At 69.9% G+C, this 17,657-nt stretch carries 17 protein-coding genes; 12 read left to right on the top strand and 5 right to left on the bottom strand.

The window, feature by feature from the left end; genetic code table 11:
- Positions 1 to 91: 91 nt before the first annotated feature.
- On the bottom strand, positions 92 to 958 hold the full coding sequence (locus P2P98_RS12960; RefSeq protein WP_058597917.1) for a PAC2 family protein: 867 nt from the start codon (positions 956 to 958) through the stop codon (positions 92 to 94).
- Positions 959 to 1,054: 96 nt separating this feature from the next.
- Between P2P98_RS12960 and P2P98_RS12955 the strand changes: the two genes are divergently transcribed.
- The 9 genes from P2P98_RS12955 to lnt all read left to right on the top strand — a co-directional run bounded on the left by P2P98_RS12955 (position 1,055) and on the right by lnt (position 11,117).
- Positions 1,055 to 1,771, top strand: a complete 717-nt coding sequence (locus P2P98_RS12955; RefSeq protein WP_275800330.1) for an HAD family phosphatase — start codon at positions 1,055 to 1,057, stop codon at positions 1,769 to 1,771.
- Positions 1,768 to 2,793 carry a tRNA (adenine-N1)-methyltransferase gene (locus tag P2P98_RS12950; protein ID WP_275800328.1) on the top strand — a complete coding sequence of 342 codons (1,026 nt, stop codon included), beginning with the start codon at positions 1,768 to 1,770 and terminating at the stop codon, positions 2,791 to 2,793. The genes P2P98_RS12955 and P2P98_RS12950 overlap by 4 nt, the downstream gene beginning before the upstream one ends.
- A 9-nt stretch (positions 2,794 to 2,802) precedes the next feature.
- Positions 2,803 to 3,753 (top strand): hypothetical protein, encoded by a 951-nt coding sequence (locus tag P2P98_RS12945; protein ID WP_275800326.1) that lies wholly within the window; start codon positions 2,803 to 2,805, stop codon positions 3,751 to 3,753.
- Between the two features lie 136 nt (positions 3,754 to 3,889).
- Entirely contained in the window at positions 3,890 to 4,882 is a 993-nt protein-coding gene (locus P2P98_RS12940) for a WYL domain-containing protein (RefSeq protein WP_275800324.1), read from the top strand.
- A complete protein-coding gene (locus tag P2P98_RS12935; protein WP_275800322.1) occupies positions 4,879 to 5,844 on the top strand; it encodes a WYL domain-containing protein in 966 nt (321 codons plus the stop codon). The genes P2P98_RS12940 and P2P98_RS12935 overlap by 4 nt, the downstream gene beginning before the upstream one ends.
- Positions 5,845 to 5,935: 91 nt before the next feature.
- A complete protein-coding gene (gene tatA / locus P2P98_RS12930; protein WP_058597911.1) occupies positions 5,936 to 6,190 on the top strand; it encodes a twin-arginine translocase TatA/TatE family subunit in 255 nt (84 codons plus the stop codon).
- A 63-nt stretch (positions 6,191 to 6,253) separates the two neighbouring features.
- The gene (gene tatC / locus P2P98_RS12925) at positions 6,254 to 7,012 is read left to right on the top strand and encodes a twin-arginine translocase subunit TatC (protein ID WP_275800333.1); all 759 of its coding nucleotides are present in this window, start codon (positions 6,254 to 6,256) and stop codon (positions 7,010 to 7,012) included.
- Positions 7,009 to 9,492 (top strand): DEAD/DEAH box helicase, encoded by a 2,484-nt coding sequence (locus P2P98_RS12920; RefSeq protein WP_275800320.1) that lies wholly within the window; start codon positions 7,009 to 7,011, stop codon positions 9,490 to 9,492. The genes tatC and P2P98_RS12920 overlap by 4 nt, the downstream gene beginning before the upstream one ends.
- A gap of 59 nt (positions 9,493 to 9,551) precedes the next feature.
- Positions 9,552 to 11,117 carry an apolipoprotein N-acyltransferase gene (gene lnt, locus P2P98_RS12915; RefSeq protein ID WP_275800318.1) on the top strand — a complete coding sequence of 522 codons (1,566 nt, stop codon included), beginning with the start codon at positions 9,552 to 9,554 and terminating at the stop codon, positions 11,115 to 11,117.
- 15 nt (positions 11,118 to 11,132) lie between these two features.
- Here lnt and P2P98_RS12910 read toward each other — a convergent pair whose 3' ends face one another.
- Positions 11,133 to 11,504, bottom strand: coding sequence for an RNA polymerase-binding protein RbpA (locus tag P2P98_RS12910; protein WP_058597908.1), 372 nt, complete (start codon positions 11,502 to 11,504; stop codon positions 11,133 to 11,135).
- Positions 11,505 to 11,613: 109 nt separating this feature from the next.
- Positions 11,614 to 12,414, bottom strand: coding sequence for a glycerophosphodiester phosphodiesterase family protein (locus tag P2P98_RS12905; protein ID WP_275800316.1), 801 nt, complete (start codon positions 12,412 to 12,414; stop codon positions 11,614 to 11,616).
- A gap of 153 nt (positions 12,415 to 12,567) precedes the next feature.
- Between P2P98_RS12905 and P2P98_RS12900 the strand changes: the two genes are divergently transcribed.
- Positions 12,568 to 13,332, top strand: a complete 765-nt coding sequence (locus P2P98_RS12900; protein ID WP_275800314.1) for an SDR family oxidoreductase — start codon at positions 12,568 to 12,570, stop codon at positions 13,330 to 13,332.
- A 2-nt stretch (positions 13,333 to 13,334) separates the two neighbouring features.
- Positions 13,335 to 15,308 carry a S9 family peptidase gene (locus tag P2P98_RS12895; RefSeq protein ID WP_275800312.1) on the top strand — a complete coding sequence of 658 codons (1,974 nt, stop codon included), beginning with the start codon at positions 13,335 to 13,337 and terminating at the stop codon, positions 15,306 to 15,308.
- A gap of 66 nt (positions 15,309 to 15,374) precedes the next feature.
- Here the strand turns inward: P2P98_RS12895 and P2P98_RS12890 are convergent, their stop codons facing one another.
- Positions 15,375 to 15,920: a DUF308 domain-containing protein gene (locus tag P2P98_RS12890; RefSeq protein WP_275800310.1), complete on the bottom strand. Its 546-nt coding sequence runs from the start codon at positions 15,918 to 15,920 to the stop codon at positions 15,375 to 15,377.
- Positions 15,921 to 16,017: 97 nt separating this feature from the next.
- Complete coding sequence (locus tag P2P98_RS12885) at positions 16,018 to 16,947, bottom strand: AEC family transporter (protein WP_275800309.1); 930 nt, start codon at positions 16,945 to 16,947, stop codon at positions 16,018 to 16,020.
- A gap of 184 nt (positions 16,948 to 17,131) precedes the next feature.
- On the opposite strand from P2P98_RS12885, the gene P2P98_RS12880 reads away from it, so the two are divergent.
- The coding region (locus P2P98_RS12880; RefSeq protein WP_275800307.1) for a hypothetical protein at positions 17,132 to 17,657 on the top strand (526 nt) is incomplete at its 3' end.

Here is a 17,657-nt window from a genome sequence, read left to right as displayed (position 1 = left end):
CGACGAGCTCAGCCACCTCGGTTCGGTCCGTGTGTCGTCGGTGCGAGGTCCCTGAGCCCGTCGAAGGGACCGGGCGCCCGTGCGGCTGAGCTCAGCGGCGCGGCGGATCGTCGCGACCGGGCTTGCTCGGCCCGTCGCCTCCGCGGCGCAGATAGCGCTCGAACTCCTGGGCGATCGCGTCGCCGGAAGCCTCGGGGGAGTCCCACGTGTCGCGGGTCTGCTCGAGCTGGCGGATGTACTCGCTCATCTCTTCGTCGTCGGCCGCTGCCGCGTCGATCGACGCTTCCCACGCGACGGCCTCGGCGGCGAGGTCGCCGCGCGGAACCTCAATGCCGGTGATCGACTGCAGGCGGTCGAGAAGCGCCAGGGTCGCCTTCGGTGACGGGGTGTGACCGGCGACGTAGTGCGGCACGCTCGCCCAGAGGCTGGCGGTCGGGATGCCGACCCCCTCGGCCGCGTGTCCGATCGCGCTGAGGATGCCCACCGGACCCTCGTACAGGCTCCGTTCGAGGTCGAGTGCCTGACGGACGCCCTCGTTGTCACTGCCGGCGAAGACCGAGATCGGGCGCGTGTGCGGCACATCGGACATCATCGAGCCGAGCGCCACGAACCCCGTCACGTCTTCGCGGAGGGCGACGTCGATGAACTCGGCGGCGAAGGCCTGCCACGCGCGCGCGGGTTCGACCCCGACGAGCAGCCAGATCTCCGCGTCGTCGGACCGATGAGCCGGGCGGAGCAGCCGCGCCTCGGGCCAGGTGAGGGTGCGGTGGCCCTCGGCATCCAGTCCGATCTGCGGACGTGTGTACTGATAGTCGAAGTAGAGCTCGGGGTCGACCGTGTGCACCACTTCGTACTCGGTGTCGGCGCGCAGAAGACTCGCGGCGGCGGACGCCGCCTCTCCCGCGTCGTTCCATCCGTCGAAAGCGGCGACGATGATCCGGCGACCCAGTGCGTCCACGCGACCTCCTCTGCCCCGGGAAGGGCTGGGTTCCAGGATAGGCGCATGCGCTCGCGGGGGAGCGGTGCGGCGGGGCGCGCTCGATACGATGGAACGATGACTTCTTCCGCGCCCGCCGCCGTCCTCTGGGACATGGACGGCACTCTCGTCGACACGGAACCGTTCTGGATGGCCGCCGAGACGCCCCTGGTCGAGCGCTTCGGGGGAACGTGGTCGCACGAGCAGGCGCTCGGCATGGTCGGCCTCGCCCTCGAGGATTCGGCCCGCCTGCTGCAGAACGCGGGCGTGCCCTGGGGCGTCGACGAGATCATCGCGTACCTCACGGACGAGGTGCTGCGTCAGCTCTCCGTGGTCGGCGTCCCGTTCCGTCCGGGGGCGCGGGAACTCCTCGCCGACCTCCGCGCGAACGGGGTGAAGACAGCCCTCGTGACCATGTCGATGCGGCGGATGGCCCTGTCGGTGACCGAACTGATCGACTTCCCGGCCTTCGACGTCGTCGTCGCCGGTGACGACGTCGAGCGCCCGAAGCCCTATCCCGACCCCTACCTCCAGGCGTGCGCCGCGCTCGGCGTCGACGTCGCCGACGCCGTGGCAATCGAGGACTCGCCCAACGGGCTGCGCTCGGCCCTCGCCAGCGGCGCCGTATCCCTCGGCGTGCCCCTCATGGTTCCGCTCGACGGTCTCGGCGCCGACGCGCTCTGGCCGACCCTCGAGGGTCGTACCACCGCCGACCTCCGTGCGCTCCACTCCTCGCGGCGCGAGACGCCCGCCTTCCCCACCGCTTCGACCATCACCCCGCAGGAGACCCGATGAGTGAGACCCCGCACCTGAGCGGCCCGTTCCGGGTCGGCGATCGCGTGCAGCTGACCGGCCCCAAGGGGCGCCTGCACACGATCACCCTGCGCGAGGACGGTGAGCTGCACACGCACAACGGCGTGCTGAAGCACTCGCTGCTCGTGGGCGAGCCGGACGGAAGCGTCGTCACGAACAGCGCGGGGCACGACTACCTCGCGCTGCGTCCGCTCCTGCGCGACTTCGTCATGTCGATGCCCCGCGGGGCGGCGATCGTGTACCCGAAGGACGCGGCGCAGATCCTCTCGGCGGCCGACATCTTCCCCGGGGCGACCGTCGTCGAGGCCGGGGTCGGCTCCGGTGCGCTGTCGCTCTGGCTGCTCCGGGCGATCGGTCCCGCGGGGCGCCTCGTGTCGTTCGAACGTCGGGAGGAGTTCGCCGACGTCGCTCGCGCGAACGTCGAGACCTTCCTCGGTGCCCCTCCCTCGACGTGGGACGTCGTCGTGGGCGATCTCGTCGAGAGCCTTCCCACCGCCGTCGAGCCGGGGTCCGTCGATCGGGTCGTGCTCGACATGCTCGCGCCGTGGGAGTGCATCGACGTCGCCGCCGACGCCCTCACACCCGGCGGAGTGGTGCTCTGCTACGTCGCGACCGCCACGCAGCTCAGCCGCGTCGCCGAGTACATCCGCGCGACGGGTCTGTTCACCGATCCGGATGCGTCCGAGACCATGGTCCGCGGGTGGCACGTCGAGGGTCTCGCCGTCCGCCCCGATCACCGGATGATCGCGCACACGGGCTTCCTCCTCACCGCGCGTCGGCTCGCGCCGGGCGCCGTGCCGCCCGAGGTCAAGCGGCGCGCGTCGAAGTCGAGCTACGGCGACGAGGACGTGGAGCTGTGGACGCCGGGGGCTGTCGGTGATCGCGAGATCACCGACAAGAACCTCCGCAAGCGCGTGCGCGAGGCGCAGAAGGCGGCCGACGGGGTGCGTCGGCGCCAGGACCTCCCAGCGCCCTCGGCGGATTCATCGGACGCGACGCCCTAAACTGTTCCGGTGCGCAGACTCCCCGCCTTCGTCGCCGTGACCGCCCTCGCCGGATTCGGTCTCGTCGGATGCTCCGCCTCCGCCGGCGCCTCGTGCCCGACCCCGACCGCCGACCCCGCGTTGTCCGCGGCGATCTCGGCGCCGGGCGACGTGGGCACCGCGCCGACGGTGAACCTGCGCAGCCCCTACCTCCCCACGCAGACGGCGGTCGACACGCTCGTTCAGGGCGATGGAGAGAAGCTGACCGAGGCGGGCCAGCAGGCCTTCCTCGATGTGACCGTGGTCAACGCCGCGACGGGCGAGACGGCGATCGCGACCCCCTACGCCGCTGACTTCTCCCGGCCGCTCACCCTGCTCGAGCTCGAGAAGAACGTTCCGGGCGTGGGTGAACTCCTGCACTGTGCGGCCGAGGGCTCGCGGGTGGCCGTCGCGCTTCCGAGTGACACGATCCCCGCCGAGCAGGCCCAGGGTCTCGGCCTGACGGCGGGCGCTCCGGCGGTGTTCGTCTTCGATGTGCGCAAGGTCTTCCTGCCCGCCGCCGACGGCGTCGAGCAGTTCAACGCCGGAACCGGCATGCCCTCCGTCGTGCGCGCCCCCAGCGGCCAGCCGGGCGTCTCGTTCCCGCAGAACGATGCGCCGACCGACGTGCGCACCGAGACGCTCAAGAAGGGCGACGGCGAGGAGCTGACGGCGGACTCGAACGTCATGATCCACCTCCTCGGTGTCGCCTGGGGTGCCAAGACCACCTTCTTCTCGACCTGGGAGAACGGTGCTCCCGGCCAGGCGACCGCATCCCAGCTGCCGCCCTCCCTGGCCTCGGCGCTCGAGGGGCAGACGGTGGGATCGCAGGTCCTCGTCGTCGTTCCCTCGGACCAGACCTCGGCCGACCAGCAGGCGCTGCGCGCGCCCGCCGACAAGGCCCTCGTCTACGTCGTCGACATCCTCGGCACGGTCGGCTGACCCGGCCCGAGGCGATTCGTCCGCGCGGCCCCGTTCGCCGTCGCGCCATCGCGGCGCGCGATCGCGGCGCTCGATCGCGGCGCTCGATCGCGCTGCGGGGAGGGACCGTCGTCCCCTCCCCGCCTAGGATGGGCGAGTGCCCGCCACCAGCTCCAGAAGCGCTCCCGAGGAGCGACTGGTCAACCTCGTCGTCGCCCTCATGGCGACCGAGCAGGGGCTGACGAAAGAGACGATCCTCTCCTCCGTGGCCGGGTACCGTGAGCAGCTCGAAGCCGGAGCGTCGAAGGACGCGCTCGAGAAGATGTTCGAGCGCGACAAAGAGAACCTGCGCGGTCTCGGTATCCCGATCGAGACGATCGGCGAGCGAGCCGATCCCGACGACCTGCGTGAAGCGCGGTACCGCGTGCCGACGGCGGAGTACGCGCTCCCCGACGACATCTCGTTCAGCCCGGCCGAGATCGCACTGCTCAACATCGCCGGCGACGTCTGGGGCAGCGAGTCGCTCTCGGCCGACGCGCGAAGCGGTCTGCGCAAGATCCGCGCGCTCGGCATCGCCGTCGACGAGCCGATCATCGGCTACGCGCCGCGTATCAGAGTCCGCGATGCGTCGTTCCCGACGTTCCAGAGGGCGATCGAGGAGTGCCGCGTGGTCACGTTCTCGTACCTCCGCCCGGGTGAGCCCCGTCCGCGCGAGCGGCGGATCCGCCCCCTCGCGCTGGTCGAATACGAGGCTCGCTGGCACGTGTTCGGCTTCGACCTGACGATGGATGCCGATCGCACCTTCCTGCTCTCCCGGGTCGTGGGCGAGGTGGTCGTGACCCGCGAGAAGTTCTCGCCGACTCTGCGCCAGGGCGCGGGGGAACGCGCTCTGGCCGGACTCCGCGACGTCGCGAGCCGTCAGCGTGCCCTCCTCGAAGTGCACCCCGGCACCGAGGCGTCGTTGCGGCTCGCGCGTCGGGCGTTGCCGGCTCCGCAGGGCGTCATCGTCCCGTTCGTCGACCTGCACGTGTTCGCCGACGAGCTCGCGTCGTACGGACCGGAGGTCCGCGTCGTCGAGCCGGCGAGCCTGCGAGACGAGGTCGTTCGTCGGCTCGAAGCCACCCTCGCGCTGCACGGGGGTGCGGCATGACCGCCGAGAGGCCCCTGCAGGCGCTGGACCGTGCCGCGCTGCTCCTGCAGCTCGTGCCGTATTTGATCGGCAAGGGCGAGGTCTCGGTCGCCGAGGCGGCGGAGGAGTTCGATGTGACCCCCGCGCAGATGCGCGCCATGGTCGAACGGCTGACGGTGATCGGGCTGCCGGGCGAGCGCGGTTACTGGCAGCTACCGAACGAGCTGTTCGACATCGATTGGGATCTCCTCGAACGCGAGGACATCATCGCCATGACGAACACGGTCGGGCTGGAGCGATCTCCGCGGCTGACCGCCCGTGAGGCCGCCGCGCTGTTGGCCGGCCTCCAGCTCGCGCGCACTCTTCCCGGCGTCGCCGACAACGAACTCGTCACCGGTCTGCTGGCGAAGCTCTCGCGCGGCGCGTCGTCGACCCCGCCGCCGGTGATCGTGGCCCCCGGACCCGTCGACGGGGTGCGGGACGTCGTCGACCGCGCCTTGCGCGCCCGGGTCGCGGTGAGCTTCACGTATCGAGCTCCGGGTGCGGGACCGACTCTGCGCACGGTCGACCCGATCAAGGTCCACATCGCGAACGATCAGTGGTACCTCCAGGGCTGGTGCCACACGCGGCAGGCCGTACGCACGTTCCACCTCGACCGGGTGAGCGAACCCGTGCTGACCGACATCCCCGCGGAGCACGGTGCTGACCCCGTCCCCGATCTGTTCGCCCCCGCGGACGACGACGTCGTCGCCCGATTCCGCTTCCCGCGCGAGGTCGCTCCGCTGCTCGCGGACTACCTCGAACGCGCCGACATCGCCGACGACGGCGACGCATCGATCGCGTCGCTGCGCCTGGCCGACGAGCAGAGCCTGAAGAGACTGGCCGCGCGACGGGGCGGTGACGTCGAGCTGCTCGAGCCGGAAGGGGCTCGACGGGCTGCCGCCGCCTGGGCTGCAGCCGGTCTCGCCCAGTACGCCAGTTGATCGAAGGGGTGAACCTTGCCCGTGATCCGGGCTTTCGTGCACCTGTGCGGGTTAGACTGACGACCACCCCCGAGACTGACGAGGAGTCATCATGTTCCAGGGAATCACCGGAGTACACCTGTTGATCGTTCTCGCGGTCATTCTCCTTCTGTTCGGCGCGACCAAGCTCCCGGCGCTGGCGAAGAGCGTGGGGCAGTCCGCTCGTGTCTTCAAGAACGAGATGAAAGAGATGAAGCGCGACGACGAGGTCGATGCCGGCAACACCGATGCCACGCGCGCCACCGAGGTCGGCACGGCCACGGCCGCGGCCCCCGAGCAGCGCAAGCCGAACGACACCTCTGTTTAAGGCGTGACCACGGCAGGACCCCCGCGGATCGACGTTCCGGAAGGACCGCGGCGCGACAAGCGCATGTCGATCGGCGCCCATCTCATCGAGCTACGTAAGCGCCTGATGATCGCCGCTGCGGCGCTCATCGTCGGCATGATCGTCGCTTTCGCGATCACCTCGCCGGTGATCGAGTGGATCACCGTCCCCGTCCGCGAGATCGCCGCTCAGCGCGGCGACAACCTCTCGGCCATCAACTTCACGGCGGTCACGTCGGCGTTCGACCTGCGCATGCGCATCGCCTTCACGATCGGCATCTTCCTGTCGGCGCCGATCTGGCTGTGGCAGATCTGGGCCTTCATCATGCCCGGCCTCACGCGCAAAGAGATCCGGTACACGATCGGCTTCATCGCATCCGCCGTGCCCCTGTTCTTCGGCGGGTGCTACGTCGGTGTGTTGATCGTCCCGCATGTGATCCAGCTGATGTGGGGTTTCACGCCGACGGGAGCGGCCAACCTCTATAACGCGAACGAGTACTACGACTTCGTCTTCAAGCTGATGCTGGTCATCGGTGTCGCGTTCGTGCTCCCCGTCTTCCTCGTCGCCCTGAACGTCGCCGGCGTCATGAGCGGCAAGGCGATCCTCAAGGGATGGCGTGTCGCGGTCCTCATCGCGACGCTGTTCGCCGCTCTGGCCACCCCGGCTGCCGATATCGTCAGCATGCTCATGCTGGCCGGCATCCTGGTCGTCCTGTTCTTCGCGGCGGCCGGTGTGTCGATGCTCTTCGACCGCCGCAGGGCGCGCCGAATGGCCGCTGAGGGCCTGCTGGGACCGACCGCGTGAGCGGACTCAGCCCGGCTGATCGCTTCGCGCGGGCCTCGGCCCGCTCCGCGCACCCTCACACCGCCGACTTCGCCGAGGCGCAGAGCTTCGAACTCGACGATTTCCAGATCGCCGGATGCCACGCCCTCGAGGACGGGCGCAGCGTTCTCGTCGCGGCGCCCACCGGTGCAGGCAAGACGATCGTGGGGGAGTTCGCGATCCACCTCGCGATGCTCGAACCCGGTGACAAGGCCTTCTACACGACCCCGATCAAGGCCCTGTCGAACCAGAAGTTCCACGAGCTCCAAGAGGTCTACGGCGACGACGAGGTCGGACTACTCACCGGCGACACGAACATCAACGCCTCGGCGCGCATCGTCGTGATGACGACCGAGGTCCTCCGCAACATGCTCTACGCCGACTCCCCGGCGCTGCGCGGCCTCCGCTTCGTCGTCATGGACGAGGTGCACTACCTCGCCGATCGCTTCCGCGGCGCGGTCTGGGAAGAGGTGATCATCCACCTCCCGCGGTCGGTGAAGCTCGTCTCGCTGTCGGCGACGGTCTCCAACGCCGAGGAGTTCGGCGACTGGCTCGACACCGTCCGCGGAGACACGGAGGTCATCGTCTCCGAGACGCGGCCCGTGCCGCTCGAACAGCACGTCCTCGTGCGCGGCGATCTGCTGCCTCTCTTCGACGATCGCGCGGGCGTCGCCACGGCTCAGGTCAATCAAGAGCTCCTCCGCATCCGCGGCGGCAACGCCGGAGGGTACGAGAACAACCGCCGCGCCCAGGAGTACCGCTCGCAGCGTCACGCGGGTGGTCCGCGCCACGCGCACCAGCGTCGCGGTGGGCACAAACCCGTTCGTGCGTCGCAGGGGCCGCGCATCGAGCGCATCGACCGTCCGGAGGTCGTCGAGCTCCTCCAGCGAAACCATCTGCTCCCGGCGATCTTCTTCATCTTCAGTCGCGCGGGCTGCGACGCCGCCGTGCAGCAGCTGCGCCGCGCGAACGTCCGGCTCACCTCGGCCGAGGAGCGTGTCGAGATCCGGCAGATCGTCGACGAGCTCACGTTCACCCTGAAGGACGAAGACCTTGCGGTCCTGCGCTTCTGGGAGTGGCGGGAGAACCTCGAGCGTGGCATCGCCTCGCATCACGCGGGGCTCCTGCCGGCGTTCAAGGAGGTCGTCGAAGAGCTCTTCCGGCGCAAACTCGTCAAGGTCGTCTTCGCCACGGAGACCCTCGCTCTCGGCATCAACATGCCCGCGCGCACCGTGGTGCTCGAGAAGCTCGAGAAGTTCAACGGCGAGGCCCGGGTCGCGATCACGTCGGGGGAGTACACCCAGCTCACCGGGCGGGCGGGCCGGCGCGGGATCGACGTCGAGGGGCACGCCGTCGTGCAGTGGACCGAGGGCCTGGACCCGCAGTCCGTGGCATCCCTCGCCTCGCGGCGCACGTACCCGCTCAACTCGAGCTTCCGGCCGACGTACAACATGGCGGTCAACCTCATCGACCAGTTCGGGCGGTCCCGCGCGCGCGAGATCCTCGAGTCGTCGTTCGCCCAGTTCCAGGCCGACCGATCCGTCGTCGGCCTCGCTCGACAGGTGAAAGAGGCGGAGGAGTCGCTCGCCGGCTACGAGAGCGCGATGACGTGCGACCGCGGCGACTTCCGCGAGTACTCCACGATCCGCCGCGAACTGAGCGATCTCGAGAAGATCAATCGACGGGATGCCACGGCCCCCCGTCGCCTGCGCGACGAGCGCCAGCAGCAGATCCAGTCCCTCCGCCGCCGGATGCAGCGGCATCCGTGCCATTCGTGTCCTGACCGCGAGTCGCACGCGCGGTGGGCCGAGCGCTACTGGAAGCTCAAGCGAACGACCGACAAGACCCGTCAGCAGATCGATCAACGCACGGGAACGGTCGCGCGGGTGTTCGACCGGGTCGTCGAGGTCCTCGCGACGCTCGAGTACGTGTCCACCGACGACGACGGATCGACCGTCCTCACTCCGGCGGGACGCACGATGCGGCGCATCTACGGCGAGCGCGATCTCCTCGTCGCCGAATCCCTTCGCCAGCGCCTGTGGGACGACCTCGACGTTCCCTCGCTCGCGGCGCTCGCCTGCTGCCTCGTCTACGAGCCGCGACGCGACGAAGCCGGACCGGGCGAGCGGGGGCTGCCCCGAGGCGCCTTCCGCGGGGCACTGGATGCCACGCAGACGCTCTGGCAAGAGCTCGACGACCTCGAACGCGACCACCGCCTCCCGGGGTCGGAGTCGCCCGCCTCGGGCCTGGCGCCCGCGATGCACGCGTGGGCGAAGGGGCTGCCGCTCGACAGCGTGCTGACGCTCGCCGACATGGCCGCGGGGGACTTCGTGCGCTGGGCCAAGCAGACCATCGATCTGCTCGACCAGATCTCGCTCGTCGCGGAACCGAAGCTCGCCAAGACCGCGCGAACGGCGCTCGACGCGGTGCGCCGCGGGATCGTCGCTTACACCTCCGCGTGAGCCTCGGGCGCACACGTCACCTGAGCGCGGGGACGATTCCGGCGATTTAGGCTGGGAGGGTGCCCCTCGCCGTGTCGCCGCGACCGATCGTCCCACTGGCGATCGCCGCGCCGTTGTCCGCGGCCGCGGGCCTCCTGCTCGTCACGGCGTACCCCGCGCTCGCGTGGTGGCCGATGGCCTTCCCCGCCGTGGCGATGGCCCTCGTGGCTCTCGCCGGGCGACGCTTCTGGGCGGCGGTGCTGGTGGGTCTCCTCTTCGGAGCGACGTTCTTCTCGGTCAACCTCCTCTTCACGGCGCGCTACCTCGGTCCCATTCCCTGGATCGCGCTCTCGACGCTCGAGGCTTTGCTGACCGCGGTGTTCGCGATACCCATCGCTCTCGCGTACCGCTGGCTTCCGCGGGTGGTGCCGGGCCTCGTCGGCCGACTCGTCCTGCTTCCCGCTCTCGTCGCGGGCCTGTGGACCCTCCGCGAACAGATCGTCGGATCGTGGCCGTACGGCGGCTTCCCGTGGGGGCGCATCGGCGTTTCCCAGGTGAACGGCCCGTTCGCGGAGGTCGCGTCGTGGGTCGGGATGTCGGGACTGACCTTCCTCGTCGTGATGCTGTGCGCGACGGTGATCGAGCTCGTCCGGGCCGGGCGCGTCCGTGATCTGCGGCGCGCCGTGCCGGCGGCCGTGCTGCTCGTCGTCCTCGTCGCGCTTCCGCAGTTCCCCACGACGGATGCCGGTTCGATGCGCGTGGGCGCCGTGCAGGGCAACGGGCCCGCGGGTTACTTCGACCAGCGCGCGCGGGGCGCCGTCTTGAACGCCCAGCTCGCGGCATCCGCCCCGCTCTTCGGCCAGGACATGGACGTGCTCCTGTGGCCCGAGGGTGGCGTCGATTCCGACCCCACGACCTCGTCGCAGACCGCCGCCGTGCTGGACGAGCTGTCCCGACGCGTCGACGCGCCTCTGATCGTGTCGGCGGTCACCGAGCGGGGGACCGAGCTCTTCAACTCGTCGTTGCTCTGGACGGCCGATGGCGGGCCGGAGCAGACGTACGACAAGAGGCATCCGGTTCCGTTCGGCGAGTACGTGCCGGACCGGGCGTTCTGGGAGCCGTTCGCCCCCGACCTCATCGGTCTGATCGGCCGCGAGTACACCCCGGGCACCGCACGGCCGCTGATCGATCTGAACGGCGTGGGCGTGGGACTCGCGATCTGCTTCGACGTGATCTACGACGACGTCGTGTGGGACGGTGCCGACGACGGCGCCGAGGTCTACATGTTCCAGACGAACAATGCCGATTTCCGCGGCACGGACGAGAACCTGCAGCAGCTCGCCTTCGCCCGGATGCGCGCGATCGAGACGGGTCGCTCGGTGGTGAACATCTCGACCGTCGGTACGAGTCAGGTGATCGCCCCCGACGGGGCGACGCTCGCCGAGCTCCCGGTCGACGTCGCCGGGCACATGCTCACGGACGTTCCCCTGCGCACGGGTCTGACGCCGGCCGTCGTCATCGGCCCCGCGGTCAAGATCGTGCTGGGCGCCGGGTCGCTCGTCGCGGTGCTCGTCGCCGGGCTGTCGGTGGCGCTGCGGTCGCGGAAACAGAGGAAGACGCCGACCCCCGAGGGGGCCGGCGTCTGAACTCTTCGGTCAGCGTCAGGCGCTGATCTTCTGATCCCCGGCTCCGCGGCGTGCGCGGACGAACGCGAGGCGCTCTTCGAGCAGTTCCTCGAGCTCGGGAATCGTGCGGCGCTCCAGAAGCATGTCCCAGTGGGTGCGCGGAGCCTTGTCGTCGCTGTGGTCGACGGTCGCGGTGCCCTCACCGATCCGCAGGAGTGCCTCTGCACCACAGGTGCGGCACTCCCAGGACTGGGGAACCTCGGCGTCGGCCGCGAAGGTCAGGACGGTGTCACGCCCGCAGGTGCTGCAGGAGTAGGTGTGCTGCGCGCGGTCGTGGAAAACGACCCCGTCTTCGCTCTGAAGGCTCTGTGCGCCGAGTCGGATGCCTCGAAGACTGCGATCTGCCATTGTGTGGTCCTCTCGTCGGTCCCCATGTATAACGACCGCACCTGTGCGCTTTATTCGAAATGAGCGCGTGCTCGCAGAACTCACAGGCGATGCTCAGGACCCCGGGTGTTCAGCGGCCGTTCACCAGTTCGAGCGCGACGTCGCCGCGGTCGGTCACGAGCCCGTCCACGCCGGCATCCAGGAGACGCGTCATGTCGTCGACGTCGTTGACGGTCCAGACGTGCACCTCGACACCCGCCGCGTGCGCGGCCTCGACCAGCCGAGGGGACAATACCCGCACACGGCCCTGTCGCTCCGGAATCTGAAGGGCGTCGATCCCGCGGAGGGCCCGACGCGCGAGGGGAGCGATGCCCGTCGTCACGGCGGCGACGATCCGGGCGACCGTCGCCGAACCGGGCGAGGTCGCGGGAGCCAGGGCGGCACCGGCTCTCGCGGCGGCGGCGAGAGCTCGGCGCCGCCGCTCGTCGGAGAAGCTCGTCAGAAGCACCCGATGCGCCTGGGGGGCCACGAGACGACCGACGGGGTCAGCTGCCGCCTCGGCCTTGACGTCGAGATTGAAGCGGGTCTCGGGGAAGGCTTCCAGCGCCTGCTCGAGCGTGATCAGCCCGCCCCGGTCGGACATCACCTCTTCGAGCTCGTGCAGCCGGACGTCGGCGATCCGGCGCGGGTCGCCGGTCACCCGCTCCAGATCGTCGTCGTGGAACAGGACGACGGTGCCGTCGGCGGTCAGATGGCAGTCGGACTCGACGTAGACGAGGCCGGCGGCGTGGGCCTCGGCGACCGCCGCGAAGGAGTTGTCGACGATTCCCAGCGCCGCGGCGTCGGAGGTGACCAGGCCACGATGGGCGAGGACCCTCGGGGGATCGCCTGCGGCGAAGTACGGATGACGCGGCGCGAGAGAGCGGATCATGACGGGGCCTCCGCGGCCGAACGTAGCACGGTGATCCGACACGCTCGTGACGCGGCGGCACCCCGGAGCAGAGGCGGCCCGGCTCGGTAGGGTGGGAAGGTCGCCTGTGCCCTCGTCGGCGCGCGGCTCGATCACGAATCGTCAGGAGAATCCGTGTCCCAGACCCTTCCCTCCGGCTCCCTGAGCGGCAAGACCGCCCTCGTCACCGGCTCGTCGCGCGGCATCGGTGCCGACACCGTCCGCTACTTCGCCGAGGCCGGCGCGAACGTCGTCATCAACTTCCGGAACAAGGCCCCGCGCGCCGAGAAGCTGGCGACGCAGCTGCGCGAGCTGGGCGTCGAGGCCCTCGTCGTCGGCGCCGATCTGACCGACCCCGAGTCGGTGAAGGCCATGTTCGACGAGGTCGAGCGCACCTTCGGCGGTCTCGACATTCTGGTGCTGAATGCCTCCGGCGGGATGGAGTCGGGCATGGCCGCGGACTACGCGCTGCAGCTCAACCGCGACGCCCAGGTCAACGTGCTCGAGACGGCTCTGCCGCTTCTGAAGGACGACGCGCGCGTGGTCTTCGTCACCAGCCACCAGGCGCACTTCATCCGCACCACCCCGACGATGCCCGAGTACGAGCCCGTCGCCCTGTCGAAGCGTGCCGGCGAGGACGCCCTGCGCGAGAAGATCCCCGCTCTCGAGGAGCGCGGCATCGGTTTCACGGTCGTCTCGGGCGACATGATCGAGGGCACGATCACGGCGACCCTCCTCGAGCGGGCGAATCCCGGTGCCATCTCGGCACGCCGCGAGGACGCCGGCAAGCTCTACAACGTGTCGGAGTTCGCCGCCGAGGTCGCCCGCGCGGCGGTCGATCCGGTGCCGGCCGACAACACCCGCCTCGTCGGAGACACGGGCTCGTTCGGAGGCGAGTGACCATGCGTCCCGTCGACATCGAGACGCTGATCTCGGTCGGACGTCCCACCCTCTCGTCCGACGGCGGCTTCGTCGTCTTCGCCACCTCGCGGCCCGATCTCGCCGCCGATCGCGGCGTGGGCCAGCTCTGGCGCGTCGAGTTGCCCGACGGGCGTCCGCGACGTCTGACGCGCGGGGTCGCCGACCGCTCGCCGCGGCTCTCGCCCGACGACAGCACGATCGCCTTCCTCCGCGCGGACGATCGCGGTCGCGCCCAGGTCTTAGTCGTCGCCGCGACCGGGGGCGAGCCCGTCCAGGTCACCGACCAGGCCGGGGGAGTCACCGACCTCGCGTGGTCGCCCGACGGCGGTCGCCTCGCCTTCGCCGCGCGCGTCCCCGAGCCCGGCCGGTACGGCACCGTCGAGGGACGGGATGCCGCGGCCGAGCCGCCGCGCCGGATCACCGGCATCCGCTGGCACGCGAACGGGCTGGGGTATCTCGACCGTCCGACCCACCTCTTCGTCGTGGAGGCGCCCTCGCCCGACGCGGAGCCGTTCTACGCGCCGGCGCCGGCGCTCGATGCGGCCGAGAAGCGCGTCGTCGCCGCGGAGCCGCTCCGCCTCACCCACGGCGAGACGAGCTGGAACGGCGTCGTGTGGACGCGCGACGGGGCCGAGCTCCTCAGCGTGCCGGAGGTCATCGAGACCGATCGGCGCGACCTGCGCGACCGGCTCATCGCCGTCTCGGTCGAGGACGGCGCCGAGCGCGAGGTGCTGGGGCGCGAGGCCGATCTCTCGATCGCCGAGGTCGCCACGGCTCCCGACGGCACCGTCTTCGTGCTCGCGAACGACGTCGGTCCCGAGGGCGTCGACTTCGTCGCCCCCGGGATCGCGCTCTTCGCGCTCGAGGCTGCGGGCCCGCGTCGGCTCACCGACCCCGAGACGATCGACCTCGGCGAGGGCGGCAGCCACATCTCCTTCGACGGCGACGACGCGATCGTGCAGGACCGCACCCGCGGTCGCCTCCGCCTTCTGCGCGTCACGCGCCGAGGCGACGTCGTCGAACTGCTCGGGGGCGACCTCGAGGCCACCGGCCACGCCGCGGCGAACGGCCGGGTCGTGGCATCCGTCGCCTCTCCCGAGTCGTTCGGCGAGCTCGTCGTCGTGGATGCCGTCGCGGGAATGCGTGCCGTGACCGATTTCGGTGCGGCGGCGCGTGAGCGCGGAGTCGTCATCCCGGTCGAGCACGAGATCGCCGGCCGCGACGGCTACCCCGTGCACGGGTGGGTCGCCGTTCCCGACGGGGAGGGGCCGTTCCCGGTCATCCTCCAGATCCACGGCGGGCCCTATGCGTCGTACGGTGTGCACCTCTTCGACGAGACGCAGGTGCTCGTCGACGCCGGGTACGCCGTGGTCTACAGCAACCCGCGCGGGAGCGCCGGCTACGGCCGGGAGCACGGGCGATCGATCCGGCAGCGGATGGGCACGCTCGACTACTTCGACGTCATGGACTTCTTCGACGGCGTCGTCTCCGCGGATCCGCGCCTGGACGGCGACCGTGTCGGTGTGATGGGCGGCTCGTACGGCGGGTACATGACGGCCTGGGTGATCGCCCACGACCACCGCTTCGCCGGTGCGATCGTGGAGCGCGGATTCCTCGACCCGACCGCCTTCCCCGGGTCGAGCGACATCGGCTCGTTCTTCGGGCAGGAGTACGTCGGCACCGACCCCGCGCAGATCGCGGCGCAGAGTCCGATGGCCGTCGTCGATCAGGTGCGGACGCCCACGCTCGTGCTGCACTCCGAGCTCGACTTCCGCTGCCCGCTCGAGCAGGCGACGCGCTACTACGCGGCGCTGAAGCGGCAGGGCACCGAGGCCGAGATGCTCATCTTCCCCGGGGAGGATCACGAGCTCACGCGCGGCGGTCGCCCCCAGCATCGCGTCCAGCGCTTTGACGCGGTACTCGACTGGTGGAGCAGGTATCTACCGATCGCCTGACACACGAGAGGGGCCGGGTGCCATGGCATCCGGCCCCTTCCTCGTCGGGGTGACGAGACGTCGGGGTTACGCGGCCTTGCCGAACTGGATCGCGCGGACGATCTGGAAGACGCCGAGCACGACCAGCGAGATGCCGATCAGCAGGAAGAGCGTCACGGCGCCCAGGAGCGGCGAGAACAGCAGGACGACGCCCGCCAGGATGCTGACGATCGCGAAGAAGATCGTCCACGCGCGCGCCTTCGACCCGTGGCCGACGGTCGTGAGGGAGACGACGCCCTCCACGATCCACAGGATGCCGACGAGGGTGCCGATGAAGACACCGAACCACGCGGTGGTCGCGGACAGGTTCGCGAACGAGAAGACGCCCGCGACGATGAAGAGCACGCCGAGAACGATGTAGCCGATGCGGGCCCAACCGGAGCGCCAGAACAGGCCGATGCCGATGTTCACCAGGCCCGCGATGATCACGTAGACCGCGATGATGCCGACGGCGATCTCCGCGGTGCGACCCGGCCAGAGCAGGATCAGCAGACCGATGATGAGGGAGAGTGCGCCGCTGATGCCGAGCGCCGTGCGCACGGCGCCGACGGCCGGGTTGGTGGTGGACGACATGACGCCCCTTTCTGTGTGAATGCTGGGAACAATATTCACCCTAGACCCGAGGGTCAGACCGCGCGACACGGACCGGTACGCGGATCGGCGGGTGATCTCAGGCGGGGGAGTGCTCGAGCAGGAGCGCCACCGCGAAAAGGACGGGGAGGCAGCCCAACGTCGAGATGAAGACGACGTCCCGCGAGAGGATCTCGCCGACGCCGTAGCGTTGCGCGAAGTTGAAGACGTTCTGTGCGGTCGGCAGCGCCGCAAGCACGACGACGACGAAGACCTGGTCGGCGGGCAATGCGAACCACGTGGCGACCGCCCACGCCAGAGCGGGCATCGCGACGAGTTTTAACGCCGAGGCGAGGATGACGTCGAGGCGACGACCCGGCTCGGTCAGCACGCGCTGGCCGTACAGCGACATTCCGTAGCTCATCAGCAGTACCGGCACACAGGCGCCGGCGATCAGATGCAGCGGGTCGAAGACGATCGGCGGCAGATCAATGTCGAGAACGGCGACCAGCACCCCGAGAGCCGAGCCGATCAGCATCGGGTTCTTCGCCGTCTGTCGGAGGATGCGCCACGGCGATCGCGAGCCGGAGGTCGCGGCATCGAGGATCGACAGGGCGATGGGCATCAGCACGAGCAACTGGAACAGGATCACCGGAGCGGAGTACGCCGCGTTGCCCAGCATGTAGAGCGAGATCGGGATGCCGATGTTGTTGCTGTTCACCTGCCCGGCGGACAGCGCACCGATCACCGTCTCGCCGACGCGCCGCCGGAGGATCACGGCCGAGATGAGTGCGTAGATGCCGATGATCACGGCCGCCGTGATCATCGAGACGGGGAGGAGAGCGGAGAACAGGGTGCCGACGTCGGCCGTCGCCAGCACGGTGAAAAGCAGGAAGGGCGAGAGGACGAAGAACGTCAACCGGCTGAGGACGGGACGCGCGTGCGCCCCGAGCAGGTCGATCCGAGCGATCACGTATCCGACGACGACCGCGAGACCGACGACCGCGAAACCGGTGAGGACGCCGCTCATCCGCGGGTCCGGGGGAGAGGCGCGGGGGTGGCGGAAGGCATCCCTTCGAGCGTAGTGCGAGGAACGGCGCCGTCGAATCGTTACACGGCGATCGCCGAGACCGGCGTCGGGCCGCCGATAGCATCGGCTCACGACCGCGGATCGGGAGAGTCCGCGGCTCGTTTCACCCCTTGAGAGGAATCACGTGCGCATGCTGCTGGAGAAGAAGACCGCCTGGGGCCTGGGAGCCTCGATCATCGTGGCCGCCGCGGCGTTCGGGCTGACGGGATGCTCGAGCCCGGCTCCGTCGACGGGAGACCAGGCTGCGCCGTCGGCCGCGTCGGCGAGCGCGAAGGCGGATGACGCCGACGATGACATCGACGACGAACTCGACGACTACGCCGCCGACATCGACGACGCGAACGCCTCGAGCTTCGATACCGCGCGAGCCGTCGTCGACGCGTTCGTGGCGGCCGGTGGCGTCTGCACGGACCCGAAGGACTCGGGTCTCTCGCTCGCCACATCGTCGATCGACTGCACGGGTGCGTCCGGCCAGATGCAGACCGTCGCGGTGTTCGCGACGGCCGACGAGGCGCAGAAGTGGTTCGACGCGCAGACCGTGGTCAAGGTGGGTGAGGTGACCAGCTACCTGCTCGGCGAGAACTGGGCGATGGTGGCGGACGGTTCGGCGATGAACATCGCTCAGAAGCTCGGGGTCCGCACCCAGACGC

It is taken from the genome of Microbacterium sp. Kw_RZR3 (assembly GCF_029222405.1).
In the GTDB taxonomy this organism is placed as follows: Bacteria; Actinomycetota; Actinomycetes; order Actinomycetales; family Microbacteriaceae; genus Microbacterium.
Note: the sequence above shows the minus strand (reverse complement) of the source record. Positions and strands in the feature narration are given on the sequence as shown.